Source organism: Lysobacter sp. P5_B12, from assembly GCF_056400425.1.
In genome coordinates, this window is the sequence record NZ_JBFULG010000009.1 from 20555 (window position 1) to 46588 (window position 26034).

The following is a 26034-nucleotide window of genomic DNA, read 5'->3' on the forward strand; positions in this document are numbered from 1 at the left end:
CGATGCCGCCCGTTGAATTCTCCCTCTCCAAGTCGATGCTCGTCGCGGTCGTGCTCGCGCCGCTGATCGGCGCGATCCTCGCCGGCCTGTTCGGCCGCCGCATCGGCCGCGCCGGTTCGCACACCGTGACCATCGCGGGCGTGGCGATCAGCTGCGCGCTGTCGATGTACGTGCTGTGGCAACTGGTGTCGCAGGGCGCCGCGCCGTTCAACCAGAACCTCTACACCTGGTTCGAGATCGGCGGCTACAACGCGCACGTCGGTTTCATGGTCGACAAGCTCACCGCGATGATGATGGTCGTGGTCACCTTCGTCTCGCTGCTCGTGCACGTCTACACGATCGGCTACATGTCCGAAGACCCGGGTTACCAGCGGTTCTTCAGCTACATCTCGCTGTTCACCTTCTCGATGCTCATGCTGGTGATGAGCAACAACTTCCTGCAGCTGTTCTTCGGCTGGGAAGCGGTGGGCCTGGTCTCGTACCTGCTGATCGGCTTCTGGTTCAAGCGCCCGTCGGCGATCTTCGCCAACCTCAAGGCCTTCCTGGTCAACCGCGTCGGCGACTTCGGCTTCCTGCTGGGCATCGCGGGCGTGCTGTACTGGTTCGGCACGCTGGACTACGCCACGGTGTTCGCGAATGCGGCCTCCACCATCGGCGCCGGCGAAGTCTTCGAATTCCTGCCGGGCCATGCCTGGTCGGTCGCGACCGTCATCTGCGTGTGCCTGTTCATCGGCGCGATGGGCAAGTCGGCACAGGTCCCGCTGCATGTGTGGCTGCCCGATTCGATGGAAGGCCCGACGCCGATCTCCGCGCTGATCCACGCCGCGACCATGGTGACCGCGGGCATCTTCATGGTGGCGCGCATGTCGCCGCTGTTCGAACTCTCGCCTGCGGCGTTGGGCTTCGTATTGTTCATCGGCGCGACGACCGCGTTCTGGACCGGCCTGATCGGCATGGTGCAGAACGACATCAAGCGCGTGGTGGCGTATTCCACGCTGTCGCAGTTGGGCTACATGACCGTCGCGCTCGGCGTGTCGGCGTACTCGGCGGGCGTGTACCACCTGATGACGCACGCGTTCTTCAAGGCGCTGCTGTTCCTCGGTGCCGGCTCGGTGATCATCGGCATGCACCACGAGCAGGACATGCGCCGGATGGGCGGCCTGAAGAAGTACATGCCCATCACGTACTGGACGATGGTGATCGGCACGCTGGCCTTGGTCGGCACGCCGTTCTTCAGCGGCTTCTACTCGAAGGACACGATCATCGAAGCGGCGGCCGAGCATGCGCACGAAGCGCACAACTGGGTCGCGACGTATGCCTATTGGGCCGTCCTGCTCGGCGCCTTCGTCACTTCGTTCTACAGCTTCCGCCTGCTGTACCTGACCTTCCACGGCAAGGAACGCTTCAACGATCCGGTGCCGGACCACTACATCGCGCCGGAAGCGGATTCGACCGAGCACGAGGATGCGATTTCGCATTCGCACGACGCGCACGACGACGCCCATGGGCACGACGACCATGCGCACACGCCGCACGAATCGCCGTGGGTGGTGACGCTGCCGCTGATCCTGCTGGCGATCCCTTCGGTCGTGATCGGTTACTTCACCGCCGGTCCGATGTTGTTCGGCACCGACTGGCTCGGGCACGAAAAGGTCGCGCCGTATTTCACCGGCGCCATCGAAGTGCTGCAGGAGCACGACGTGCTGGGCAAGCTGTCCGAGGAATGGCACGGCCCGCTGGCGTTCGCGCTGCACGGGTTCATGGCGCCGGCCTTCTGGCTCGCCTTCGCGGGCTTTGCGCTGGCGACGTTCCTGTACCTGTTCCGCCCCGAGCTGCCGGCCAAGATCGCGCATACGCTGCGCTGGCCGGTCCGCGTGCTGGAGCGCAAGTACTTCATGGACGACCTGTGGATCGACGGTTTCGCCGGCGGCGGTCTCGCACTCGGCCAGGCTTCGCGCGCGGTCGACGCGAACCTGATCGACGGCGTCGCGGTGAACGGCAGCGCCCGCGTGGTCGGGCTGGTGTCGGGCATCGTGCGGCAGGTCCAGTCCGGTTACCTGTACCACTACGCCTTCGCGATGATCGTCGGTCTGATCGTGCTGCTGGCCGTGATCCAGAAGCTCTGGGTCTGACGACCCCGGGCCCACCAATTTTCATGGAATCGAACACGTGGCGAACGCGCCCCTGCTGAGTCTGTTGATCTGGCTGCCGATCCTCGGCGGCGCGCTCGCGCTGATGCTCGGGCAGCAACGCGCGCAAGCCGCGCGTTGGCTTGCGCTGGGCACGGCCTTGCTGTGCCTGGGCTTGTCGATCCCGCTGTTCAGCGGGTTCGACATGTCCAACGCGAGCATGCAGTTCGTCGAACAGCATGCGTGGATCCCGGCCTACGACATCCGTTACGCGCTCGGCGCCGATGGCATCTCGGTCGCGCTGATCGGGCTGACGACGCTGACCACCGTGCTGGTGCTCATCGGTGCGTGGGGTTCGGTCGACGAACGCGTGAACCAGTACGTCTCGGCATTCCTGATCCTCGAAGGCCTGATGATCGGCGTGTTCGCCGCGCTCGACGGCATGCTGTTCTACGTCTTCTTCGAGGCGATGCTCATCCCGATGTTCATCATCATCGGCGTGTGGGGCGGCCCGCGGCGCGTGTACGCGTCGATCAAGTTCTTCCTGTACACCTTCCTCGGGTCGGTGTTCATGCTGGTCGGCATCATCTACCTGTACCTCAAGGGCGGCAGCTGGCAGCTGGCGGACATGGCCGCGCTGCCGCTGACGATGCGCGAGCAGACCTGGTTGTTCTTCGCCTTCCTGGCCGCGTTCTCGGTGAAGGTGCCGATGTTCCCGGTGCATACGTGGTTGCCCGATGCGCACGTGGAAGCGCCGACCGGCGGCTCGGTGATCCTGGCCGCGATCATGCTGAAGATCGGCGGATACGGCTTCCTGCGTTTCACGCTGCCGATCGTGCCCGATGCGGGCCACGAGTTCGCGTGGGTGGTGATCGCGCTGTCGCTGATCGCGATCATCTACATCGGCCTGGTCGCGCTGGTGCAGGACGACATGAAGAAGCTGATCGCGTATTCGTCGATCTCGCACATGGGCTTCGTCACGCTGGGCACGTTCATCGCGTTTTCGCTGGTGCGCGACACCGGCAACCTCGACGCCGCGCGCCTGGGCCTGCAGGGCGGCATGGTGCAGATGATTTCGCACGGTTTCATTTCCGGCGCGATGTTCTCCTGCGTCGGCGTGCTCTACGACCGCATGCACACGCGCATGATCCGCGATTACGGCGGCGTGGCGAACACGATGCCGTGGTTCGCGATGTTCATGGTGCTGTTCGGCATGGCCAACTCGGGCCTGCCTGGCACCTCGGGTTTCATCGGCGAGTTCATGGTGATCCTCGCCAGCTTCCAGCAGCATCCGCTGCTCGCCTTCGGCGCGGCGACCACGCTGATCACGGGCGCGGCGTACACGTTGTGGCTGGTCAAGCGCGTGATCTTCGGCGAAGTGGCCAACGCGCACGTCGCCGAGCTGGAGGACATCAACATGCGCGAGTGGATCGTGCTGGGCACCTTCGCGATCGGCGTGCTGCTGCTCGGCGTCTATCCGAAGCCGCTGACCGACCTGATGGAGCCCTCCATCGCCCAGCTCGCGAGCCAGCTCGCGGCCAGCAAGCTTTGATCAGAGAGCCAGCATGACCCCGAATATGCCCACCGCCGCCGAACTGCTGCCGCTGCTGCCCGAACTGGTGCTGGTCGGCGCTGCCTTCGCGCTGCTGATGCTCGACCTGTTCCTCAACGAGCGCCAGCGCTGGATCACGCACGTGGCGAGCATCGCCGTGCTGGCCATCGTCGCCGGCATGATCGGCTTCGGCACGGGCGGGCAGGGCACGGTGCTCAACGGGATGTTCATCCGCGACATCGCGGCGGACGTCATGAAATTCTTCACCTGCATCGTCGCGGCGCTGTCGCTGGTGTACATCTGGCCGTTCCTGCGCGAGCGCGGCCTGTACAAGGGCGAGGTGCCGATCCTGGTGCTGTTCGCCACCGCCGGCATGATGCTGATGGTGTCCGCGGGCAGCCTGGTGATGGTGTACCTGGGCCTGGAAATGCTGGCGCTGTGCCAGTACGCGCTGGTCGCGATCGATCGCGACAGCCCGCTCGCCTCCGAAGCGGCGATGAAGTATTTCGTCCTGGGTTCGCTGGCCTCGGGCATGCTGCTGTACGGCATGTCGCTGATGTACGGCGCGACCGGCACGCTCGACCTGATCGGCATCCGCGACGCGATGGGTTCGGCATCGCCCGGCCTGCTGCTGACGGGCATGGTGTTCATCGTTGCGGGCATCGCCTTCAAATTCGGTGCCGCGCCGTTCCACATGTGGCTGCCGGACGTCTACCACGGTGCGCCGACGCCCATCACGCTGTTCATCGGTTCGGCGCCGAAGATCGCCGCGTTCGGCATGGCCTACCGCCTGCTCGAACTCGGGGCCGGCCCGCTCGATGCGCAGTGGCGCCTGCTGATCGCGGGGCTCGCCGTCGCCTCGCTGGCGATCGGCAACCTCATCGCGCTGGCGCAGAGCAACCTCAAGCGCATGCTCGCGTATTCGACGATCTCGCACGTGGGCTTCCTGTTCCTCGGCCTGGCCGGTGGCGGCCCGCAGGGCTTCGCCTCGGCGATGTTCTATGCCATCACCTACGCGATCATGTCGGCCGCGGCGTTCGGCGCGATCGTCGTGCTCTCGCGCAAGGGATTCGAAGCCGACGAGATCGACGACTTCAAGGGCCTCAATGCACGCAACCCGTGGATGGCCGGCCTGGTGCTCTGCGTGATGGCGTCGCTCGCGGGCATCCCGCCGTTCCTGGGCTTCTGGTCGAAGCTCGCCGTGCTGCGCGCCGCGCTGCAGGGCGACATGCTGTGGCTGGCGATCGTGGGCATCGTGTTCGCCGTGATCGGCGCGTTCTACTACATCCGCGTGATCAAGGTGATGTACTTCGACGCACCGGTGGGCGAGGGCGTGCGCGAGCGCGAAGACCGCCCGCTCCGCGTGGTCTTCGGCGCCAATGCGCTGCTGCTGCTGGTGCTGGGCCTGTTCTGGAATCCGCTGATGGCGTGGTGCCTGGCGGCGTTCCGCTGAACCGAAAGAATCAATGATCAAACGCGGGTTGCATTCCCCGCATGGCTTCACCATAATGCGCGGCCTGATGCGGGGTGGAGCAGTCTGGCAGCTCGTCGGGCTCATAACCCGAAGGTCGCAGGTTCAAATCCTGCCCCCGCTACCAACTAAGAAGGGCCGGCTCACGCCGGCCTTTTTTTTCAGTGGTTTACGAAGGGCAATTGTCAGATAAATCGGGCCTTTTACGTAGCAGCCTGCTTCGAACCTGCGAATTGCGGTGAATCTTCCATGAGCGTCGCTCATTATCGGAAGTGCGTTCACCATCGGTCCTCATACCCTTAACCGCTGCGCCGTCCCTACCGAACGGGCGCCTGCGTTGTCTAGAAGGCTTTGTGAAACGAGCCATCTTAAGGAGCGATGACCGTGTCTGACTCAATCAACAGCGTCGAGGATGCCGTACCGGACGAGCGACCGATCATGGTCCAAGGATCTTCCGCGCCTGTGTTTAGAGGGCGCGGTAAGGACCCGCTACTCTGCGGCGAGTGCGCCAACACACTAATAGAAGCCTTTGAGCCTAATCGTGTTCTCTCGGTCGATTTGGAATGCTTCAAGTGTCGATCCAGAACGCGAACTCCAGGTTGGGAAATTCCGGGGCCGCTTCCGCAACAGGTTGGCGCGATCGGTCACGCAGGGCGCTTTTTCTTTGAAGGTACAGTTGACCTTGCGCCGCTAATTCCGTTTGGGTCGAGCCAAGAAATTGCCCGCGTTGACGGACTTTATGGGGCACGAAAAGTAGCGGCTGAATATTCATTCAGCACGGAGGGGTTGGCGGAAATCTCCACTCGTCTAAACGTGCTTTCGGGAGGCGAGTTGGAAAAGGCGCTAAGCGTGACGAGGCGGCACTTTGATTTGGGACAGTCGCGTTTTCTCGACTATCCTTTGGCGTGGGCAATCTTGCACATGGAAGCTTGCCTACAGCGAAACCGCATTGATGCGCGCACCGATGACGGGGCGGCGATTAGGTTTCTGCAGGCCGCAATGGATCTCGTTGATCGGTGGGGGGAACACCCCGTGTTCCCCTCCATAGCGAAAGGCCTTGTACACGAGTTCCATCACATGTCTGCGATGCTGATCGCCGCCAGCTACTTGCACGATCATGGCAATCGTATTGGGTTCACTGAGAACACGGCCAAGCAGGGCGTCAAGGTCCCCGATTTGTTCATTCGTTTCGACACTGACGACGTCATGCCGATCGAAGTCAAGGCGCCACGCGTTCTGCAATGGCCGGCAGAACCAACTGGCGCGACTATTGAAAGCGCGGTCGAAACTCAGCTTAAACGCGCTAAGAAGCAGATCGAAACCGAAGGGGTGGTGGTAATCGGGGCTTCAAGCCGATTAGTGACACCGAAGTCTGCGCACATCGCACTGGATTCCTTGGCTAGACGGGCCAAGATTTCGTCGAAATTTTCCGCAGTTGTGTGTGTATGTGCGGTACCGGCAATTGTCGAGGGTCGGAAAGTGGAAACTAATTCATTCGTGTTCGCGAAGTTGAACCCGAGGTACAGCGGCAATCAGGTTGTGGAGACTTAACGGCCCGCGTTCGCGGGCCGAGGCTTGGCAGTTTTAGCGCCGCCGGTAAGGGCCACGCCGAGTTCGTGCCGCCGGGACGCGTGACGGGAACCCGCTACCAAAATCGATGCGGCGAATGAGAATTTGCGTTTTGCCGAAGACGGCAAACGCGCCCGGGAAGGTACCGCCCATGCGCCATGCCTCGCGGGCGAGGATCAGATTGGCGACAAAGCGGGCCCCCGCTACCAAACAACAACGGCGATCCGGAAACGGGTCGCCGTTTTTGTTTTCGCATCAGCGCACGCCTCAGGCGATCCGCGTTGCATCGAGCAACATGCGCGCCTGCTTGCACGCACGCTGGCTGCGTTCGTCCCACCAGCCTTTGCGGATCCCGGGCATCGATTCGTCCAGCGACGCGGTTTCGTCGAGCACCCAGGCTTCGGCGATCAGCGGCCATGCGTCGCGCCACGCGTAGTCGGGCAGGGCACGCGCGGCGCGCCTGCCGGTTTCGACGGCGTGTGCGTATTTGGCTTCCATGCGGCCCATGCGCGAATTCAAGCGCGCATGCGGAATGGGGAGCGTGAAGAAACGACAGCATTCGCGCGAGAAGCGTCTTTCAAGCAGTTTCCGAACCAGTTCGCGGTGTGCGAATCGCGTGTCTTGCACGATGCGTGCATGACGCGTCGCCATGGAAGGTGTATCCGAGGGTTGACGCCATGTACTCCATGGGATACAGTGCATGAACGAGATCCGGACCACGGCGGCGTTCGACGATTGGCTCGATGGCCTGCACGGCGACCGCGCATTGACCAGGGTGCTCGCACGCATCGCGAACATGTCGGAAGGCAACTTCGACGATTGCAAACCGGTGGGTGGTGGCGTCTTCGAATCGAGGATCCACAGCGGGCCGGGATACCGGCTGTACTACACGCAACAGGGCAGCACGGTCACCGTGTTGTTGCTCGGCGGAGACAAGTCGTCGCAGTCGCGCGACATCCTGCGTGCGCAGGCGATGGCCGCCGTGATCAACGGAACAAGGAGGATGCAATGACCAGCAACAGCCAACTGCTTCGCACCGCGCGTTTCGACGTCGGCCGCCATCTCGCCGGCGACGATGTCATGGCCAACTACCTCACCGATTGCTTCGAAGAAGGCGGCACCGCGCTCTTCCTCAAGGCGATCGGCGAAGTCGCCCGCGCGCGTGGCATGAGCGAACTCGCCACGCGCACGGGCCTCACCCGCGCGAGCCTCTACAAGGCGCTGGCCGAAGATGGGAACCCGGCGTTCGACACGCTCGCGCGCGTGCTCGACACGCTCGGCTTCCGCCTGCAAATCGTCGCCAACGCGCCCGCGTCGCCGGCTGCGCGGGACAAGCGATCGGAGGCAGGCCGGGCGCGCGTCATGGAAGCGTCCGTGGCGTATGACACGCGCGCGACCGCAAAAGCATCGGCGGCCAAGGCGAAGAAGGTGCGCAAACCCACTGCGAAAAAGCGCTGACTGCGCGCGGCGCGGCCAGCGCCGGAAGCGCCCGCGTCCACGCCTGCATCCTGTTGCCCTTCGGGACGATGCACTTGGCGCATCGCACTCGATACATCTGCGGCATGCAAATCGATGCCGCCACTTCCGCTCTCTCCAACAACGCCCGGCATGCCGGCGCCCGTCCCTTCGGCTTCCATGCGCCGCCCTGGGCGGAGTACGTCGGATGCGATTTCGACGGCATGGTGTGGGCCTTCCAGCACTGCCCCGTGGCCGACCCCCACACGCGTTCCTGGACCAGCGGTCCGATCACCGGCCGTTACGCCTTGCTGGGCTCCTGCCGGCAGGAGATGCCGAACTGGCAGGAGGTGATCCTGCGCCGCCATGGCGGGCTCTGGCGTTCGCTGCGCGCCGAGCTGGAGGAGGAGCGTGATGCGGATTTCCACAGCGCCACGTCGGGAACGCTCTGGGCGATCGCCGTGCTCTCACTGCTGGTGATGGCGCTGATCGCCGTCGAATCGACCTTCTTCTGACGTTCCCGGGCGCCGGCTGAACCGGTGCGGCGCGGGGCCTGCGCGGCACGGCCGCTTGCGCTTGCCACCCCCGGCGTTCGGGCCTACACTGTGCGGCGTTCCAGGCGGCAGACCTCGTCTTCCGCAACCAGCGTCTCCGCTGGCGATCAAGGGCTCCTCGGAGCCTTTTTTCTTTCAGGGAGACCGCCGGGCTACTCGCTGGCTGCCCCGCATCGCGGGCGCGCCGCGCCGACATCCCAGTGGGGCCTGCATCTTTGCACGCTCCCGCTGCTGACAAGGGGCCCGACGGGCCCCTTGTTGTTTTCCGGCCCCGGCCGGACCCAGGGCAATTGGATTGCCGCGAGGATGGCCGCACTTTATGACCGACAAGGCGAACGAAATCTCGGCGCTGCTCGCCCCGACCGTAGCGTCGTTGGGCCTGGAGCTGCTGGGCGCCGAATACCTGCCTTCGCCGGGCGGGGCGGTGCTGCGCCTGTACATCGACGTGCCGCAGGCCGAGTCGGCCGAACGCAACGTGGGCATCGAGGAATGCGAAGCGGTGAGCCGCGAGGTGTCGGCGCAGCTGGATGTCGAGGACCCGATCAGCGGGAACTACACGCTGGAGGTGTCGTCGCCCGGCATCGACCGCCCGCTGTTCGCGCTCTCGCATTTCGCGCGCTTCGCCGGGCAGTCGGCGAAGGTCGGGTTGAAGCTTCCGCAGGAGGGCCGCCGTCGCCTGCAGGGCCGCATCGACAAGGTCGAGGGCGAGTCGATCGTCTTCGACGTCGACGGCCAGCCTTTCGAAGTGGCCTTCGACAACATCGACAAGGCCAAGCTCGTGCCCGACTGGGAAGCGCTGGGCATGGCGCCGAAGAAACCCGGCAAGAAACAAGCGAACAAAGCGAACAAGAAGTAACGCGCGCATCGCGCGATCCACAATTTCAACATTGACGCATAGAGACACACCAACATGTCGAAAGAACTCCTGCTTGTCGTCGACGCCGTCGCCAACGAAAAGGGCGTACCGGAATCGGTGATCTTCGAGGCCATCGAGGCCGCGCTCGCGTCCGCCGCGAAGAAGCGCTACCACGACCAGGACGTGCTCGTGCGCGTGCAGATCGACCCGAAGGACGGCAACTACGAAACCTACCGCCGCTGGGAAGTGGTGGCCGACGACGTGGTCATGGAATCGCCCGATCGCCAGGTCCGCCTGATGGACGCGGTGGATGAAAGCGAAGGCGCCGAAGTCGGCGACTACATCGAAGAGCAGATCGAAAACCCGGACTTCGGCCGCATCGCCGCACAGGCCGCCAAGCAGGTGATCGTGCAGCGCGTGCGCGAAGCCGAGCGCGCGCAGGTCGTCGATGCGTGGAAGGATCGCGTCGGCGAGCTGGTCACCGGCATCGTCAAGCGCGCCGAGCGCGGCAACATCTTCGTCGACCTGGGCGGCAACGCCGAAGCCTTCATCCCGAAGGACAAGGGCATCCCGCGCGACGTGCTGCGCGCCGGCGACCGCGTCCGCGGCTACCTCTACGACGTGCGCAGCGAACCCCGCGGCCCGCAGCTGTTCATCAGCCGCGCCGCGCCGGAATTCATGATCGAGCTGTTCAAGCTCGAAGTGCCGGAAGTCGGCCAGGGCCTGGTCGAGATCAAGGCCTGCGCCCGCGACCCGGGCGACCGCGCCAAGATCGCCGTGCTCGCGCACGACCACCGCACCGATCCGATCGGCGCGTGCATCGGCATGCGTGGTTCGCGCGTGCAGGCCGTGTCCAACGAGCTCAACGGCGAGCGCGTTGACATCATCCTGTGGAGCGACAACAGCGCGCAGTTCGTCATCAACGCGATGGCGCCGGCCGAAGTGCAGTCGATCATCGTCGATGAAGAAAAGCATTCGATGGACCTGGCGGTGGCCGAAGACCGCCTCGCGCAGGCGATCGGCAAGGGCGGCCAGAACGTGCGCCTGGCCAGCCGCCTGACCGGCTGGCAGCTCAACGTCATGACCGCCGACCAGGTGCAGGCCAAGAGCGAAGCCGAGCAGACCAACGCGCGCCAGCTGTTCATGGACAAGCTGGAAGTCGACGAAGAGATCGCCGGCATCCTCGTGTCCGAAGGCTTCACCACGGTCGAGGAAATCGCGTACGTGCCGGTCGGCGAACTGCTGGCGGTCGAAGGCTTCGACGAGGACATCGTCGAGGAACTGCGTGCCCGCGCACGCGATGCGCTGCTCAACGAAGCGCTCGCGGTCGAAGAGGAACTCGACGAACACCAGCCGGCAGAGGATCTGCTCACGCTGGCGGGCATGGACGAAGCCACGGCCTACGTGCTGGCCGCGCGCGGCATCCGCACGCGCGACGACCTGGCCGACATGGCGGTCGACGAGATCACCGACATCGAGGACATGGACGCCGAGCGCGCGGCCGCCCTGATCATGGAAGCGCGCAAGCACTGGTTCGAATGACGGCGCCGGGCCCTTGCGGGCCCACGCGCTAGAATCGCCCCCTTTCCAGCCCGGGGCTGAATTCCCGGGCCACCAACGGACACCGAATGTCGCAGCAAACCACCATCCGCAAGCTGGCCGAACTGGTGAACACACCGGTCGAGAAACTGCTGGAGCAGCTGTCCGAGGCGGGCATGAGCTTCAACGGTCCCGACCAGGTCGTGACCAGCACCGAGAAGATGAAGCTCCTCGGTTTCCTCCGGCGCACGCACGGCAAGGGCGAGGCCCCTGCCGAGGAAGGCGACGCGTCGAAGAAGATCACGCTCAACCGCCGCAAGGTGCAGGAAGTGACGGTCGCCTCCGGCCGCACCAAGAGCACCGTGGCCGTCGAAGTCCGGCAGAAGCGCACCTACGCGCGGCCCGCCGACGGCGCCCCTGCGGTCGACAGCTCGCCCGCCGCCCAGGCCGCGATCGCCCAGGCCGATCCCGAGCGCGCCGAGATCCTGCGCAAGCTCGAGGAATCGCGCCAGCGCAACCTCAGCGAACAGCAGCGCCTCGCCGAGACCGACGCCAAGCGGAAGGCCGACCTCGATGAACGCCGCCGCCTCGAAGAGGAAGCCGCCGAGCGCGAACGCCAGGCCGCCGCAGCCGCGGCTGCCGCCGCCGCGGAAGCCGTCGTCGCCGAGGAATCGGCAAAGCCGAAGGCCGGCCACCATGGCAGCCACCATCCCAAGCCCGCGGCCCCGCGCGTCGACGACAAGGCCGCCGCGCACAAGGGCAAGGGCAATGCCGCTCCGAATCGCGGTTCGCATGCGATGGTCACGTCGATCGAAGACGACGACAACGCCGCGCGCTTCGCTGGCCAGTTGCACCTGAGCGCGCAGGAACGTGCGCGCCGCGGTGCCTCGCGTGGCCGTCCGAAGCAGCGCCGCTCGCTCGACCAGTCGCGCACCGGCACCGGCTTCACCCGTCCGACCGCGCCGATCGTGCGCGAAATCGCTATCGGCGACGCCATCACCGTGGGCGACCTCGCCCAGAAACTCGCGCTCAAGGGCGGCGAGGTGGTGAAGCAGTTGTTCAAGATGGGCGTCATGGCGACGATCACCCAGACCATCGACCACGACACCGCGGTGCTGGTGACCGAAGAGCTCGGCCACAAGGCCGTGCACGTGGACGCCGGCGACGTCGAAGACGTGTTGCTCGCGCACACCGAAGACCAGCAGGGCCTGCGTGAATCGCGTCCCCCGGTGGTCACCATCATGGGCCACGTCGACCACGGCAAGACCTCGCTGCTCGACTATATCCGCCGCACGAAAGTGGCTGCGGGCGAAGCCGGTGGCATCACCCAGCACATCGGTGCGTACCACGTGCAGACCGCGCGCGGCACGATCAGCTTCCTCGACACCCCGGGCCACGCGGCCTTTACGCAGATGCGTGCGCGCGGCGCGAAGATCACCGACATCGTGGTCCTCGTGGTGGCGGCCGACGACGGCGTCATGCCGCAGACGATCGAAGCGGTGCAGCACGCCAAGGCTGCGAACGTCCCGTTGATCGTCGCGGTCAACAAGGTCGACAAGCCCGGCGCCGATCCGCTGCGCATCAAGAACGACCTGCTCGCGCAGGGCATCGTGGCCGAAGAGTTCGGTGGCGACACGCAGATGGTCGAGCTTTCCGCCAAGACCGGCCAGGGCGTCGACGATCTGCTCGATGCGATTTCGCTGCAGGCCGAAGTGCTCCAGCTCACGGCCGTTCGCGAAGGCCGCGCCAGCGGCACCGTGATCGAATCCTCGCTCGACAAGGGCCGCGGCCCGGTCGCGACGGTGCTCGTGCAGCAGGGCACGCTCCGCAAGGGCGACTACCTGGTCTGCGGCATCCAGTACGGCCGCGTGCGCGCGCTGTTCGACGAAACGGGCAAGCAGGTGCCGGAAGCGGCGCCGTCGATCCCGGTACAGGTGCTCGGCCTGTCGGGCGTGCCCGATGCCGGCGACGACTTCACCGTGGTCGAAGACGAACGCCTGGCCAAGGACGTCGCGCAACAGCGCGACGCCAAGCGCCGCGAAACGCGCCTCGTCAGCCAGGCGGGCAACCGCATGGAAGACATCATGGCGCAGATGGGCGAGGGCGCTGCGCAGCAGACGCTCAACCTGCTGGTCAAGGCCGACGTCCAGGGTTCGGTGCAGGCCCTGCGCGAAGCGCTCACCGGCCTGTCCAACGCGCAGATCCGCATCAACGTGATCGGCGGCGGCGTGGGCGGCATCACCGAGTCCGACGCCACGCTGGCGGCGACCTCGAAGGCCACGGTCATCGGCTTCAACGTCCGTGCCGATGCCTCGGCGCGCAAGGTGATCGAATCCAACGGCGTCGACCTGCGTTACTTCTCGATCATCTACGACGTCATCGACCAGGTGAAGCAGATCGCCTCGGGCGTGCTCGGCAAGGAGATTCGCGAAGAGATCATCGGCATCGCGCAGGTGCGGGATGTGTTCCGCAGCTCCAAGTTCGGCGCGGTGGCCGGCTGCATGGTCATCGAGGGCGTGGTCAAGCGCTCCAAGCCGATCCGCGTGTTGCGCGACAACACCGTGGTCTTCGAAGGCGAACTCGAATCGCTGCGCCGCTTCAAGGAAAACGTCGACGAAGTGCGCAACGGCACCGAGTGCGGCATCGGCGTCAAGGCTTACAACGACGTCAAGGCCGGCGACCAGATCGAATGCTTCGAACGCATCGAGGTGCAGCGCACGCTGTAAGGCGTGCCTGCAGTCGCCATGGCGCAGAAAAGCTTCCATCGCACCGACCGCGTCGCTGCCCAGCTCCGCCGCGAGCTGGGCACGCTGGTCCACCATGCCGTGCGCGAGCACGGCTTGGGCTCGACCAGCGTCTCCGACGTGGAGGTCACGCGCGACATGGCGCACGCGAAAGTGTTCGTCACCGTCCTGCAGCCTGAAAAGGCGAAGGAAACGGTGAAGGCGCTGAAGGCGATCGCTCCGGAAATCCGTTACCAGCTGGGCCGCGCGATGAAGTTGCGCCACGTGCCCGAGCTGCATTTCCATTACGACGATTCGGTCGACAAGGGCGAGCGCATCGACCAGCTCCTGCGCGACGCCCCGGCCGCGGGCGACGAGGCCTGAGCCGCTTGAAGGCGCCGGGTCCGAAGAAATCCTTTCGGAAGCTCGACGGAATCCTGTTGCTCGACAAGCCCCGGGGCCTGAGTTCCAACCAGGCCCTGCAGCGCGTGCGGCACCTGTTCAACGCCGACAAGGCCGGCCACACCGGCAGCCTGGATCCGCTCGCCACCGGTTTGCTGCCGGTGTGTTTCGGCGAAGCGACGAAGATCGCCGGCGGCCTGCTCGGCGCGCGCAAGGCCTACGAGACCGTCGCGCACCTGGGCATCACCACCGATACCGACGACGCCGAAGGCCAGCCCCTTCGCGAACGGCCGGTCCCGCACCTCACGATCGCGCAGCTCGATGCGGCGCTGCGCACGCTCACCGGCGCGCAGATGCAGCGTCCGCCGATCTATTCGGCGCTCAAGCGCGGCGGCGAGCCGCTGTATGCGCGGGCGCGCCGCGGCGAAGTGGTGGAAGTCGAGCCGCGCCCGGTCGACGTCCACGCCTTCGACCTGATTTCCTCCGCCGACTTGCTGCACGGCCAACTGCCGCTGCTGCGCCTGCACGTGGAATGCGGCTCGGGCACCTACGTGCGCAGCCTCGTGCGCGACCTGGGCGAAGCGCTCGGTTGCGGCGCCCACGTCGCGGAGCTGCGGCGCCTGTGGGTCGATCCCTTCCGCGACCCGCGCATGTGGACGCTCGAAGCCCTGCAGGAACTCGCCGAACGCGGGCAGCGCATGCTCGATGCCTGCCTGCTGCCCATCGAAACCGGCATGGCCGCATGGCCGGGACTGCGCGTCACCGACGCACAGGCCCATCGGCTCGCGCGCGGCCAGGCCGTCGAGGGCTTCCGTGCGATGCCGGGCAGCGTCGCGGTGTACGACGAGTCCGGCCGGGCGCTGGGCCTGGGCGAACTCGATGGGGACGGGCGGCTGCGTCCGCAGCGCCTGTTCACGTGGGCCGCGGCCCTCGGGCAACCCGCGGCGAGCGCGCCTAAACCCTTGTCCTGAAAGGCCCGCGAGGCTTACAATCCCGCGGCTATTCGATCCACCCGCAACACCACCATCGTCCCCACAACAGGCGGGCACGCGGTGCGCTCCGGTCGCGACATTCCGGGCGTTCCTGCAAGCCTCGCATCCAGGAGTTAGCAAGCAATGTCCATCGATTCCGCGAAAGTCATCAGCGAACACAAGCGCGGCGACAACGACACCGGTTCGCCGGAAGTCCAGGTCGCCCTGCTCACGGCCCGCATCGAGCAGCTCACGGGCCACTTCAAGACCCACAAGCAGGATCACCACAGCCGTCGTGGCCTGCTGATGATGGTCAATCGTCGTCGCAGCCTCCTCGACTACCTCAAGCGCAAGGACAACGAGCGCTACAAGGCCCTGATCGAGAAGCTCGGCCTGCGCCGATAAGCGATACCCGAACCGCGGCGCAGCGATGCGCCGCGGTTTTGTTTTTGGCGCCGCCATGGCGCCAGCCGCAACCGGCAAGGGTCGGTTGAGGTCCATCCGCTAGCAACATCCAAGGAATACACCCGTGGCGAAAATCACCAAGACCTTCCAGTACGGCAAGCACGAGGTCACCCTCGAAACCGGCGAGATCGCGCGCCAGGCCTCCGGCGCCGTCGTCGTCAAGATCGATGGCACCGTACTGCTGGTCACCGCCGTCGCCGCCAAGTCGGCGCGCGAGGGGCAGGACTTCTTCCCGCTCACCGTCGACTATCAGGAAAAGTTCTACGCCGGCGGCCGCATCCCCGGTGGCTTCTTCAAGCGCGAAGGCCGCCAGACGGAGAAGGAAACGCTGATCTCGCGTTTGATCGACCGCCCGATCCGCCCGCTGTTCCCCGAGGAATACAAGAACGAAGTCCAGATCATCGCGACGGTGATGTCGCTGAATCCGGAAGTCGACGGCGACATCGCCGCGCTCATCGGCGCTTCGGCCGCGCTGTCGCTGGGCGGCACGCCGTTCCAGGGCCCGATCGGCGCCGCCAAGGTCGGTTACAAGAACGGCCAGTACATCCTCAATCCCTCGACGAGCGAGCTCGTCGATTCCGAACTCGAACTCGTCGTCGCCGGCACGTCCAACGCAGTGCTGATGGTGGAGTCCGAAGCGAAGGAACTCTCCGAAGACGTGATGCTCGGCGCGGTGATGTTCGGCCATCGCGAAATGCAGAAGGTCATCAACGCGATCAACGAGCTCACCGTCGAAGCCGGCACCAAGCCCTCGACGTGGACCGCGCCGGCCAAGAACGCCGCGCTGATCTCCGCGATCCAGGAAGCGTGCGGCACGCAGCTCTCGCAGGCCTACCAGATCCGCCACAAGGGCGAGCGCAAGGATGCGATCTCCGCGATCAAGAAGGACACCTGGACCGCGCTGACGGGCCGCGCCGAAGCCGAAGGCTGGCAGCAGGGCGATTTCGCGAAGGAATTCGGCGAACTCGAATACAACACCATGCGCAACTCGGTGCTGTCCTCGAAGGTCCGCATCGACGGCCGCGCGCTCGACACCGTCCGCCCGATCAACTCGCAGGTCGGCATCCTGCCGCGCACGCACGGCTCCTCGCTGTTCACCCGCGGCGAGACGCAGGCGATCGTGGTCGCCACGCTCGGCACCGCGCGCGACGGCCAGATCATCGATGCCGTCGCCGGCGAGTACAAGGAACACTTCCTGTTCCATTACAACTTCCCGCCTTACTCGGTCGGTGAAGCCGGCCGCATGATGGGCCCGAAGCGTCGCGAAATCGGCCACGGCCGCCTCGCCAAGCGCGGCGTGCTCGCGGTGATGCCGTCGATGGAAGAGTTCCCGTACACCATCCGCATCGTGTCGGAGATCACTGAATCCAACGGTTCCTCGTCGATGGCCTCGGTGTGCGGTTCCTCGCTCGCGCTGATGGACGCCGGCGTGCCGGTGAAGGCGCCGGTCGCGGGTATCGCGATGGGCCTGGTGAAGGAAGGCGAGCAGTACGTCGTCCTGTCCGACATCCTCGGTGACGAAGACCATCTCGGCGACATGGATTTCAAGGTCGCCGGTACGCAGAACGGCATCTCGGCGCTGCAGATGGACATCAAGATCCAGGGCATCACCGAAGAGATCATGAAGGTCGCGCTGGCGCAGGCGAAGGCCGGCCGCCTGCACATCCTCGGCGAGATGGCCAACGCCATCACCACGCCGCGTGGCGAGCTGTCCGAGTTCGCACCGCGCCTGCTCACGATGAAGATCCATCCGGACAAGATCCGCGAAGTCATCGGCAAGGGCGGTTCGACGATCCAGGCGATCACGAAGGAAACCGGCACGCAGATCGACATCCAGGACGACGGCACGATCGTCATCGCGTCGGTCAACGCCGCCGCGGCGCAGGCCGCGAAGGCGCGCATCGAGCAGATCACCTCCGACGTCGAGCCGGGCCGGATCTACGAAGGCAAGGTCGTCAAGCTGATGGACTTCGGTGCGTTCGTGACGATCCTGCCGGGCAAGGATGGCCTGGTCCACGTGTCGCAGATTTCCAACGAGCGCGTCGAGAAAGTCAGCGACAAGCTCAAGGAAGGCGACGTGGTGAAGGTCAAGGTCCTCGAAGTCGACAAGCAGGGCCGCATCCGCCTGTCGATGAAGGCCGTCGAAGAAGGTGAAGGCGTCACGGCCGAGTAATCGCCGCGCGCTTTGCTGGAAAAGAGAACGGGCCCTGCGGGGCCCGTTTTCGTTGGTGGCGAGGCTTTACGCGCGGGCTTCGATCATTTTCCAGCCGTTGCCCGAGGGATCGCGAAAGCCTGCGTCGACGGCGCCGTAGCGCTCCGTCGGTTCCTGCGTGAACTCGACGCCCTTGTCGCGCATGCGCGCATAGGCCTTGCGGCAGTCGTCGACGATCAGCACCAGCGGCGGCATCGCGCCTTTGGCGACGATCTCGCGAACGCTTTGTGCCGTGGCTTCATCGAGCACGGGCGCCTGCGGCGCGAACAGGCCCAACTGGAACGACGGTTGCTCCGGATGCTGCACCGTCAGCCAACGGTAGTCGCCGTTGCGCGCATCGGTGTGCACGCGGAATCCGAGCTTGTCGACATAGAACTGCAGCGCTTCTTCCTGATCGCGCACGTAAAGACCAACGACTCCGACACCCTGGTTCATGTGACCTCCTTGGTAGGTGCGGCGATCCTACGGCCCGCCTCGCGACGGCGCTTCTCCGAAACTGCGATGGTGAGCTTGGGCCGCTGCGCCGCCTTGAGATGACACACCGGCACAGCCTCCGGCGCATGCGACGCGGCGCGCTCCCGCGCACGCAGTTCGCCCGGGCTTTCGCCGGTAATGTCGCGGAACGTCCGCCCGAAGGTCCCCAGGCTGCTCCACCCCGTCTGGAAGGCGATGTCGGTGATCGACAAATCGGTCTCGCGCAGCAACGCCGTCGCGCGCTCGATCCGTCGCGTCAGCAAATACCGATGCGGCGGGACGCCAAAGGCCTCCTTGAACGACCGCGCGAAGTGCGCCTCCGAGACCGCGCTCACCTGCGACAACCGCTGCACCGGCCATTCCTCGTGCGAGGACGCGTCCATGCGGTCTTTCGCGCGCAGCAAGCGGCGCAGCAGGTCGGGGTCTTGGGGCGGGCGAGTGGCCATGGCTTCGGAGTTTATCGAAGCCCATGAAAGCTAGCTGCTTACGCGACAACAATCGGGGCAGTGCGAAGCTCGCTTCGCACCGGCAAACGAATGCCCGGGCGGATCCCCCGATCGAGAGCCAGCGCTCGAAAGGTGATGCCCCAGCGTTGTTAGTTTCAAATTTTTTTCCCAAAAAAATTTGGAACTAACGACGTTCGGGCGGCGCGCCAATCGGTTTCTCAATGCAGAGCGTCGAGCCGAGCCAACAACAACCCAGGATCCACCGGCTTCACCAAATGCGCATCGAACCCACAAGCAGCCGACCGCACCCGATCCGCATCCGACCCCCACCCAGTCGTCGCCATCACCGCGATCTTGTCCCCATCCGGCATCGCCCGAATCTGCTGGCACGTCTCGTACCCATCCAACGTCGGCATCCCCAGATCCAGCAACACCACATCCGGCCGCCGCTCCGCGATCGCATCCAACGCCGCGCGACCATCGTAGACCGTGCGCACATCGTGCCCCCGCATCTGCAGGAACAAGGCCATCGAATCGGCACTCTCGTGATTGTCGTCGGCCACGAGAATCGACATCGCATGCCGCTGCCGCACCACCGGCCATTCACCGCTTTCCTCGATGCGCGCACCCGGCGCCAGTGGCAGACGAACGACAAACTCGCTGCCTTGCCCGAGTCCCGCGCTGCGCGCTTCCACCGTGCCGCCATGTTGCTCGACCAGGCTCTTCACCAAGGTCAGCCCGATCCCGAGCCCGCCCTGCGAATGCGCGCGCCCATGCTCGCTCTGCGTGAACATGTCGAACACCTGCGTCAGCATCTCCGCCGCCAGGCCGATGCCATCGTCGCGCACGCGCACCTCCACCATTTCGCCGTCGCGCGCCGCGTGCAAGGTGATGTTGCCGCCGGCCGGCGTGTACTTCGCCGCGTTGTTCAACAGGTTGGTGAACACCTGCGCCAGCCGCATCGGATCGGCTTCGAGCGGCAACGCTTCGGCGGTCGCTTCGACATGGAAATGATGGTTCGCCTGTTCGAGCAGCGGGCGGCTCGTTTCAATGGCGCCTTCCAAGACATCGCGCATGGTGACGCGTTGCTTGCGCAATTCGATCTCGCCACGCGTGATGCGCGAGACCTCCATCAAGTCGTCGACCAAACGGATCATGTGCGAGACCTGCCGCTCCATCATTCCGTGCAGTTTGTGCAGCTGCGCGTCTTCGCCCTCGGTCGCGCGCAGGATGTGCAGGCAGTTGCGCAGGGGTGCGAGCGGGTTGCGCAGCTCGTGCGCGAGCGTGGCGAGGAATTCGTCCTTGCGGCGGTCGTTCGCGCGCAGGTCTTCCAGGGCCTGGCGGCGTTCGATCAGGTCGGCGGCCTGGCGGGCGAGGATGTCGAGCAAGCGCAGGTCGCGTTCGGCCGGCATGTGCGGGCGCGTCCAGTGCGTGGAAATCATGCCGACGATCTGCCCGTCGCGCGCGAACAGGGGCGTGCTCTGCACCGCGGCGATGCCGGTGCGGCGGTAGCGATCCATGTCGGCCGAGCCCTCCATCGCGGGCTGGTGACCGATGTCCTCCAGGATCATGCGATGTCCGGCGCGCATCGCCTGGGCGCTGCAACTCTGCGAAGCGGGGCCGGCATCGATCCACGTCCACTCGGTGGTCGACTGCGGGGTGAAACCGCGCGAGGCCAGCAATTCCAGTGCGCCTCCGTTGCCGCGTTCCGGATGGAGCCGCTGCAGCACGGCGAATTGCGAACGCATGATCGCCATCGCCGCGGAGACAATGCTTTCGTACAGCGCGTCTTCGCTTTCCTCGTGTACGAGTTCGGCGCTGATGCTTTGCAGCAGCGTGGCATCGGCGAGTTCGGCATTCAGCCGCGCCTCGCTCTCGCGCACCGCGGCCTCGGCGCGGGCGCGCGCGATCGCGGCCCACGTGCGCTCGGCGGTTTCTTCGATGAGGGCGATCTCGTCGCCGGCCCACAAACGCGGCGTGGCCTGGTGCACGCTCAACAGGGCGGACAGACGGGACCGCTTCACCAGGGGAACGCTGACGTGCGCGCGCACCTGCATGTGTTCGTAGGCATCGCGCTGCGGCTGTCCGAGCGTACTGGACGCATGCGCGTCGTCGAGCACCACCGTGCGCCCGGCGCGCAGGCGTTGGCCCATTTCCTCGCCGAAGGCGGCGAGTTCATGGCTGGTTCCATTCGTCGGCACGCCTTCGTGGAAATGATCCGTGTGGACCTGCGCGATCTGTCCGTCGTCCGACAATTCGGCGAACAGCGCGCGATCGGCGCCGAGGTGCTCGCACAGCGCGGTCGCCGCCGTGCACTGGATCTGCGCCGGATCCGCCAGCGGCCGCAACAGATCACTCAGCGACACGCGGAACGCCGCGCGCGCCGCGGATCGGCGCATCAATGCTTCGGCGCGCTTGCGCTCGGTGATGTCCAGCGCCATCGCGACCACGTAGCGGCGTCCGTCCTTCAACAAGCCGGGTGAGGAGGCATTGAGGCTCCACGTGCGCGGTTGGCCGTTGCGCGTGAGGATTTCGATGTCGGTCTGCACCATCGCATGGTCGACGCCGAAGATGCGTTCGATCGCTTCGCGGAATTCGCCGTCGCGGATGCCGTAGGCGCGTCGCAACCATTCCTGCAGGACCGCCGGATCGTTTTTCGTGTAGCCGGTGAGCTCGGTCCAGTGGCGGCTGAGGTTGAGGATCTCGCCATCCTCCGCGTGCAGGCACAGCGCGAGCGGTGCGTCTTCGACGGTGCGCCGCAATTGCGCTTCGTTCTCGCGCAGGCGATCCATCGCCCCGCGTCGCTCGGTGTCGTCGAAGTTCACGCCCGTCATCGCCACTGCGCGTCCTTCGGCGTTGTACACCGCGCGTCCGCGCGACACGATCCAGTGCACGCTGCCGTCGGGCCACACCACGCGGAAGTCGGCGTCGTAGTCGGAGTGCGCGGTGATGGTCTGCGTGAGCGCCGCGCGCATCGCATCGCGGTCCTCGGGGTGGATCAGCTCTTCGAAGGCGCGGTGGAAGTTGAGGGTTTCGTGCGGCTGCAGGCCGAAGTTGGCCTTGCACTGGTCCGATGCCTGCGTTTCCAGCGTGAGCAGGTCCAGGTGCCAGGTGCCCAGGCGACCGGTCTGCAGCGCCAGTTCCAGGCGATCGGCCTGGTCGCGCAGGGATTGTTCGAGGTGCTTGTGTTCGCCGATGTCGATGACGACGGCGACCAGGCCTTCGTATCGACCATCCGGCCCGCGCATCGCACTCACGCTCGAGCTGCCCCACAAGGGCGTGCCATCCTTGCGGCGATAGCATTTCTCGAGCGTGAGGCTGGGCATGCCGCCTTCCAGGCGCCGCAGCGCCTCGTGGGTGCGGTCGAGCGATTCGGGATCGGTGATGTCCACCAGGTGCTTGCCGATCAACTCCTCTTCGCGATAGCCGAGCATCCGGCACCAACAACGATTGACGTAGGTCATGCGCCCATCGCCGTCGGCGACCAGGATGCCGGCGACGGTCTGGTGCAGGATCGTGCGCAGGCGGCGCTCGCTGTCTTCGAGCCTGTCGGCGGCGTGCGCGCGTTCGATCCAGTCGGCGGCCTGGCGCGAGAGCAGGTCGAGCAGCAGCAGGTCGCGTTCGCCCGGCACGCCATCGCGGTGGTGCGTGGTCAGCACGCCGAGCACGCGCCCGTCGCGCGCCAGCAAGGGCGCGGCCTGGATCGCGCGGATGCCGCTCCCGGCCAATGCGCTGCGTGTGTCCGGGTCGAAGTAAGACGACAGTACGACGTCGTCGACCATCAGCCGGCGCGCGGTGTGCGCGCATTCTTCGGCGAGTGCGCTGGCTTCGCTCGCGTGATGGAAGTCGGGGAAGCTGTCCTCGAAGCCGTGGCTGGCGATCAGATCCAGCCCGCCGTCTTCGCGCACCATCCGCAGCTCGCCACTCTGCGCGCCGGCGACGATCACCGCCGCGCCGAGGACATCTTCCAGCAGTTGGTCTTCGTCTTCGTCGTCGCGCACCAGGCGCGTGCTCAGCTTCTGCAGGCGGCGCAGGTGGTCGATCTCGGTTTCGTGCAACTGCAGCGCGGTACGCAGCGCGTGCGGCCAGTTGGTCAGCGGGCCGAGTGGGGTCGCCGCCCAATCGAACGCGTGCACGCGCCGCAGCCAGTTGCCTTCCCCGGCGGGTCGCTCGGCATCTGGTCCATGCGCGTCCATCGGGTTCGACAGTGAATCGCAGCTTCCTTCGTTACGAAGACCCTACTGCTTCGCAACGGAGGGAGATGTGGATGACGGCCGCCTGATCAGTTCCAGGCCGGCGTAGGCGAGGGTGGCGACCACCAGCGGCGCGAGGAAATAGCACGCGCGATACGCGATCAGCGCGCCGATCAACTGCGCCGGGGGCACGCGATCCCCGAGCACGGCGACGAAGACCGCTTCGGCGACGCCGATCCCCGCGGGAATGTGCGCGATCGCGGTGGCGACCGACGCAAGCAGCAACACGGCGATGACCTGCGCATCCCCCACATGGGGGAGGAAGCGGGCGACGGTGAGCCCCATCAGCGCCCAGTTGGTCGTCGCCATCGCGACCTGCAACAGCGCCAGGCTCAGCGTTGGAAACCGGAAATGATGGCCGCGTACGTGGAAGATGCGCCCGTGCGTGGTGATGCACGCCACGAGGTACGCGACGGCGATGCCCAGCATCGCCACGCCCAGCGCACGCATCCCGCTCCCTTCGCCCAACCCGAATGCGTGGACGGGGAAGTGGGCCGGCGGAACGATCGCACCGCTGGCGAACAACGCGCCTGCGAGCACGAAGTAGCCGATCCAGTTGGTGGCGATGCAGAACGCGATCACGCGCGTGATCCGTCCGAGCGGCACGCCTTCGCGCGCATACATGCGCAACCGGAACCCCGCGCCGCCGACCGCCGCGCCGATGTTCAGCGCAAACGTGTACGCGATGAAGGAGATGAGCATGACGCGCCGGGTGGGCACCTCGTGCCCCGCGTAGTGGCGCGCGGCCAGGTCGTAGCCGGTGTAGAGCAGGAAGCTGGTGGCGGTGAGCGCGAGCGCGGAGGCGAGTGCGCGCGCATCGAGATTGCGCAACACCACGCCGACCGCGCGCCAGTCGATCGATTGCGCCGCGTGCCACAGCAGCCAGGCCACGCCGCACAGGAAGGCGACGAACAGCACGCGCTTGGCTCGCGCGAACCAGCGCTTGCGTCGTGTCACGGTGCGTCCACCGGCGCGGTGACGCGCACCAGTTGCGGCGTGTGCGCGGGCAGCAGGCCCGCCCAACGCGGAAAGCGCCGCAGCACATGGAACAACAGCGGCCGCGTTAGCCCGGTCCACCAGTTGCGCTTGCCCAGCGACGCGGCGTCGACGGTGTGGCATTGGCGCTGGCGCAATGCATCGAGGCTTTCCCGGAGTTGCGCGGCGAAACCCGCGTCGCGCACGAACACGTTCGCCTCCAGATTCAAGGCCAGGCTCAGCGGATCGAGGTTGCTCGAACCGATGGTCGCCCACGTCCCGTCGATCAACGCGACCTTGCCGTGGAAGGGCCGCTCGCAATACTCGACGATGTCCACGTGCGCGCGCAGCAGGTGGCGATAGAGCGTGCGCGTGGCGGGGTGGGCGATGGGCGTGTCGGATTCGGCGGCGACCAGCAGGGTGACGTGCACCCCGCGGCGCGCGGCGCGACGCAATTCGCGCAAGAATGCCCAGCCCGGGAAGAAATACGCATTGGCGATCAGGATCTCGCGCTTGGCTTCGCGGATCGCGCGACGGTATTCGCGTTCGATCGAGGTGCGACGTCGACGGTTGTCGCGCAGTTCGAACCGCACTTCGGCGTCGCCTGCGTGTGCTTGCGCAGGGTCGATCGCCGGATGCACCCAGCGCTCGCCCGTGCCATCTCCCGCAAGCGCAGCCTTCGCGAAACTCAGGATGTCGCCGACGACCGGCCCTTCGATCTCCACCGCGTAATCCTGCTTCCCCTTCGGATCGGTTTCCGCCAGATGGTCGACCGAGTAATTGATGCCGCCGATGAACGCCCGCGTGCCATCGACGATCAACAACTTGCGATGCAAGCGGCGGAACACGTTGACGCGCACGCCGAGCCAGCCCGGATGCGGATCGAACACATGCACGTGCACGCCGGCTTCGGCCAATTCGGAAACGAACGTAGGCGAGAAGTCGGGCGAGCCATAACCATCGACGGTGATCTCCACGCGCACGCCACGCTTGGCCGCCTCGATCAACGCACGTTGTAGGTCGTGGCCGACAGGGTCCTCGAACAGGATGAAGGTCTCGACGATCACCTCGCGCTGCGCGTCGGCGATCGCCGCGAAAGCGCGCGGGAAGAACGCCTCGCCGTTCTCCAGCAGTTGCACGCGATTGCCGGGACGCCAGGGCCCCGGCGCGCGCGGCCTTCGCCAGCCCAGGCTCACCAGGCCACCCGTGCCATCAGCGGCACGTGGTCGGACAAGTGCGTCCACGGCTTGCCGCCGAGCACTTTGACCTCGGTCGCGCGGGCGTGGCGCACGTAGAGGCGATCGACCGGCAGCAGGGGCCAGCGCGCGGGAAAGGTGCGCGCGTGCTTGCCCTGCGAGGCGAGGAAGACTTCGGTGAGCCCGCAACTGTCGAGGACCGGATGGCCGTGGCCCCGCCAATCGTTGAAATCGCCGGCGACGATCAGCGGCGCGGCGCGCGGGATCGCATCGTGCACGATCTCGCACAGCAGCTGCAGTTGCTTCTGTCGGTGGGATTCGCGCAGCCCCAGGTGCACGCAGATCGCATGCAGCGAGTACGGCCCGTCGTCGACGTGCAACTGGCAATGCAGCAGCCCGCGTTCCTCGTGCCCGCTGATCGTCACGTCGCAATTGCGAAACGCGCGGATCGCGTATTTCGACAACAAGGCATTGCCGTGGTGGCCATGCGGATAGACCGCGTTGCGCCCGTACGCCGAATGCGACCAGATCGAATCGGCGAGGAATTCGTACTGCGGCGTGTCCGGCCACTTCGCCTGCCGGCGCTTGTGCAATTCGTGCTCGCCGAGCACTTCCTGCAGGAACACCAGGTCGGCGCCCACCGCGCGCACCGCTTCGCGCAATTCGGGCAGCACGAAGCGGCGCCCGAACAAGTCGAAGCCCATGTGGCAATTGAGGGTGAGGACGGTGACGGCCGGCACGAGGGAACGGGTTGGGGGAAGGTCCCGGATTGTGAGGGGGGCGGCGTGAGGG

21 protein-coding genes and 1 tRNA gene are annotated in these 26034 nt (G+C 65.8%); 15 read left to right on the forward strand and 7 right to left on the reverse strand.

All coding sequences use genetic code 11. From position 1 onward, the window contains the following. Positions 1–2 precede the first annotated feature (2 nt). From nuoL to AC1DOM_RS13815, 5 genes are all read left to right on the forward strand, one after another. A complete protein-coding gene (gene nuoL, locus AC1DOM_RS13795) occupies positions 3–2132 on the forward strand; it encodes an NADH-quinone oxidoreductase subunit L (protein WP_498964248.1) in 2130 nt (709 codons plus the stop codon). A gap of 37 nt (positions 2133–2169) precedes the next feature. Then, positions 2170–3681: an NADH-quinone oxidoreductase subunit M gene (locus tag AC1DOM_RS13800; RefSeq protein ID WP_498964250.1), complete on the forward strand. Its 1512-nt coding sequence runs from the start codon at positions 2170–2172 to the stop codon at positions 3679–3681. A gap of 13 nt (positions 3682–3694) precedes the next feature. Then, positions 3695–5134 (forward strand): NADH-quinone oxidoreductase subunit NuoN, encoded by a 1440-nt coding sequence (gene nuoN, locus AC1DOM_RS13805; RefSeq protein WP_498964252.1) that lies wholly within the window; start codon positions 3695–3697, stop codon positions 5132–5134. A 68-nt stretch (positions 5135–5202) separates the two neighbouring features. After that, positions 5203–5279, forward strand: a tRNA-Met gene (locus AC1DOM_RS13810). A 257-nt stretch (positions 5280–5536) separates the two neighbouring features. Then, on the forward strand, positions 5537–6703 hold the full coding sequence (locus tag AC1DOM_RS13815; protein WP_498964254.1) for a hypothetical protein: 1167 nt from the start codon (positions 5537–5539) through the stop codon (positions 6701–6703). A 285-nt stretch (positions 6704–6988) separates the two neighbouring features. Here AC1DOM_RS13815 and AC1DOM_RS13820 read toward each other — a convergent pair whose 3' ends face one another. After that, entirely contained in the window at positions 6989–7240 is a 252-nt protein-coding gene (locus tag AC1DOM_RS13820) for a hypothetical protein (protein ID WP_498964256.1), read from the reverse strand. 181 nt (positions 7241–7421) lie between these two features. On the opposite strand from AC1DOM_RS13820, the gene AC1DOM_RS13825 reads away from it, so the two are divergent. From AC1DOM_RS13825 to pnp, 10 genes are all read left to right on the forward strand, one after another. After that, positions 7422–7733, forward strand: coding sequence for a type II toxin-antitoxin system RelE/ParE family toxin (locus AC1DOM_RS13825; RefSeq protein ID WP_498964258.1), 312 nt, complete (start codon positions 7422–7424; stop codon positions 7731–7733). Next, complete coding sequence (locus AC1DOM_RS13830; protein ID WP_498964260.1) at positions 7730–8179, forward strand: addiction module antidote protein; 450 nt, start codon at positions 7730–7732, stop codon at positions 8177–8179. The genes AC1DOM_RS13825 and AC1DOM_RS13830 overlap by 4 nt, the downstream gene beginning before the upstream one ends. Positions 8180–8283: 104 nt before the next feature. After that, entirely contained in the window at positions 8284–8691 is a 408-nt protein-coding gene (locus AC1DOM_RS13835; RefSeq protein ID WP_498964262.1) for a hypothetical protein, read from the forward strand. Positions 8692–9049: 358 nt separating this feature from the next. Continuing rightward, positions 9050–9586, forward strand: coding sequence for a ribosome maturation factor RimP (gene rimP, locus AC1DOM_RS13840; RefSeq protein ID WP_498964264.1), 537 nt, complete (start codon positions 9050–9052; stop codon positions 9584–9586). A gap of 54 nt (positions 9587–9640) precedes the next feature. Then, positions 9641–11128: a transcription termination factor NusA gene (gene nusA, locus AC1DOM_RS13845; RefSeq protein WP_498964266.1), complete on the forward strand. Its 1488-nt coding sequence runs from the start codon at positions 9641–9643 to the stop codon at positions 11126–11128. Between the two features lie 86 nt (positions 11129–11214). After that, the gene (gene infB / locus AC1DOM_RS13850) at positions 11215–13851 is read left to right on the forward strand and encodes a translation initiation factor IF-2 (RefSeq protein ID WP_498964268.1); all 2637 of its coding nucleotides are present in this window, start codon (positions 11215–11217) and stop codon (positions 13849–13851) included. A gap of 18 nt (positions 13852–13869) precedes the next feature. Beyond that, complete coding sequence (gene rbfA / locus AC1DOM_RS13855; RefSeq protein WP_498964509.1) at positions 13870–14232, forward strand: 30S ribosome-binding factor RbfA; 363 nt, start codon at positions 13870–13872, stop codon at positions 14230–14232. A 5-nt stretch (positions 14233–14237) separates the two neighbouring features. Continuing rightward, a complete protein-coding gene (gene truB, locus AC1DOM_RS13860) occupies positions 14238–15221 on the forward strand; it encodes a tRNA pseudouridine(55) synthase TruB (RefSeq protein WP_498964270.1) in 984 nt (327 codons plus the stop codon). Positions 15222–15365: 144 nt separating this feature from the next. After that, the gene (gene rpsO, locus AC1DOM_RS13865; RefSeq protein WP_232897984.1) at positions 15366–15626 is read left to right on the forward strand and encodes a 30S ribosomal protein S15; all 261 of its coding nucleotides are present in this window, start codon (positions 15366–15368) and stop codon (positions 15624–15626) included. Between the two features lie 124 nt (positions 15627–15750). Next, positions 15751–17859, forward strand: a complete 2109-nt coding sequence (gene pnp, locus AC1DOM_RS13870; protein WP_498964273.1) for a polyribonucleotide nucleotidyltransferase — start codon at positions 15751–15753, stop codon at positions 17857–17859. Positions 17860–17925: 66 nt separating this feature from the next. Here pnp and AC1DOM_RS13875 read toward each other — a convergent pair whose 3' ends face one another. The 6 genes from AC1DOM_RS13875 to AC1DOM_RS13900 all read right to left on the reverse strand — a co-directional run bounded on the left by AC1DOM_RS13875 (position 17926) and on the right by AC1DOM_RS13900 (position 25982). Then, positions 17926–18333, reverse strand: coding sequence for a VOC family protein (locus tag AC1DOM_RS13875; protein ID WP_498964275.1), 408 nt, complete (start codon positions 18331–18333; stop codon positions 17926–17928). Beyond that, positions 18330–18818 carry a helix-turn-helix domain-containing protein gene (locus AC1DOM_RS13880; protein ID WP_498964277.1) on the reverse strand — a complete coding sequence of 163 codons (489 nt, stop codon included), beginning with the start codon at positions 18816–18818 and terminating at the stop codon, positions 18330–18332. Before AC1DOM_RS13880 ends, AC1DOM_RS13875 begins: the two co-directional genes overlap by 4 nt. A gap of 218 nt (positions 18819–19036) precedes the next feature. Then, positions 19037–22954, reverse strand: a complete 3918-nt coding sequence (locus AC1DOM_RS13885) for a PAS domain S-box protein (protein WP_498964279.1) — start codon at positions 22952–22954, stop codon at positions 19037–19039. Positions 22955–23056: 102 nt separating this feature from the next. Continuing rightward, positions 23057–24028 carry a lysylphosphatidylglycerol synthase transmembrane domain-containing protein gene (locus AC1DOM_RS13890; RefSeq protein ID WP_498964281.1) on the reverse strand — a complete coding sequence of 324 codons (972 nt, stop codon included), beginning with the start codon at positions 24026–24028 and terminating at the stop codon, positions 23057–23059. After that, positions 24025–25242, reverse strand: coding sequence for a cardiolipin synthase ClsB (clsB, locus tag AC1DOM_RS13895; protein ID WP_498964283.1), 1218 nt, complete (start codon positions 25240–25242; stop codon positions 24025–24027). Before clsB ends, AC1DOM_RS13890 begins: the two co-directional genes overlap by 4 nt. Further along, positions 25239–25982, reverse strand: coding sequence for an endonuclease/exonuclease/phosphatase family protein (locus AC1DOM_RS13900; protein WP_498964285.1), 744 nt, complete (start codon positions 25980–25982; stop codon positions 25239–25241). Before AC1DOM_RS13900 ends, clsB begins: the two co-directional genes overlap by 4 nt. Between the last annotated feature and the right edge of the window lie 52 nt (positions 25983–26034).

Coding starts and splice junctions, on each gene's coding strand:
- nuoL (WP_498964248.1), top strand. CDS start 3: ATGCCGCCCGTTGAATTCTCCCTCTCCAAGTCGATGCTCGTCGCGGTC.
- nuoN (WP_498964252.1), top strand. CDS start 3,695: ATGACCCCGAATATGCCCACCGCCGCCGAACTGCTGCCGCTGCTGCCC.
- AC1DOM_RS13825 (WP_498964258.1), top strand. CDS start 7,422: ATGAACGAGATCCGGACCACGGCGGCGTTCGACGATTGGCTCGATGGC.
- AC1DOM_RS13830 (WP_498964260.1), top strand. CDS start 7,730: ATGACCAGCAACAGCCAACTGCTTCGCACCGCGCGTTTCGACGTCGGC.
- AC1DOM_RS13835 (WP_498964262.1), top strand. CDS start 8,284: ATGCAAATCGATGCCGCCACTTCCGCTCTCTCCAACAACGCCCGGCAT.
- rimP (WP_498964264.1), top strand. CDS start 9,050: ATGACCGACAAGGCGAACGAAATCTCGGCGCTGCTCGCCCCGACCGTA.
- nusA (WP_498964266.1), top strand. CDS start 9,641: ATGTCGAAAGAACTCCTGCTTGTCGTCGACGCCGTCGCCAACGAAAAG.
- infB (WP_498964268.1), top strand. CDS start 11,215: ATGTCGCAGCAAACCACCATCCGCAAGCTGGCCGAACTGGTGAACACA.
- rbfA (WP_498964509.1), top strand. CDS start 13,870: ATGGCGCAGAAAAGCTTCCATCGCACCGACCGCGTCGCTGCCCAGCTC.
- rpsO (WP_232897984.1), top strand. CDS start 15,366: ATGTCCATCGATTCCGCGAAAGTCATCAGCGAACACAAGCGCGGCGAC.
- AC1DOM_RS13875 (WP_498964275.1), bottom strand. CDS start 18,333: ATGAACCAGGGTGTCGGAGTCGTTGGTCTTTACGTGCGCGATCAGGAA.
- AC1DOM_RS13880 (WP_498964277.1), bottom strand. CDS start 18,818: ATGGCCACTCGCCCGCCCCAAGACCCCGACCTGCTGCGCCGCTTGCTG.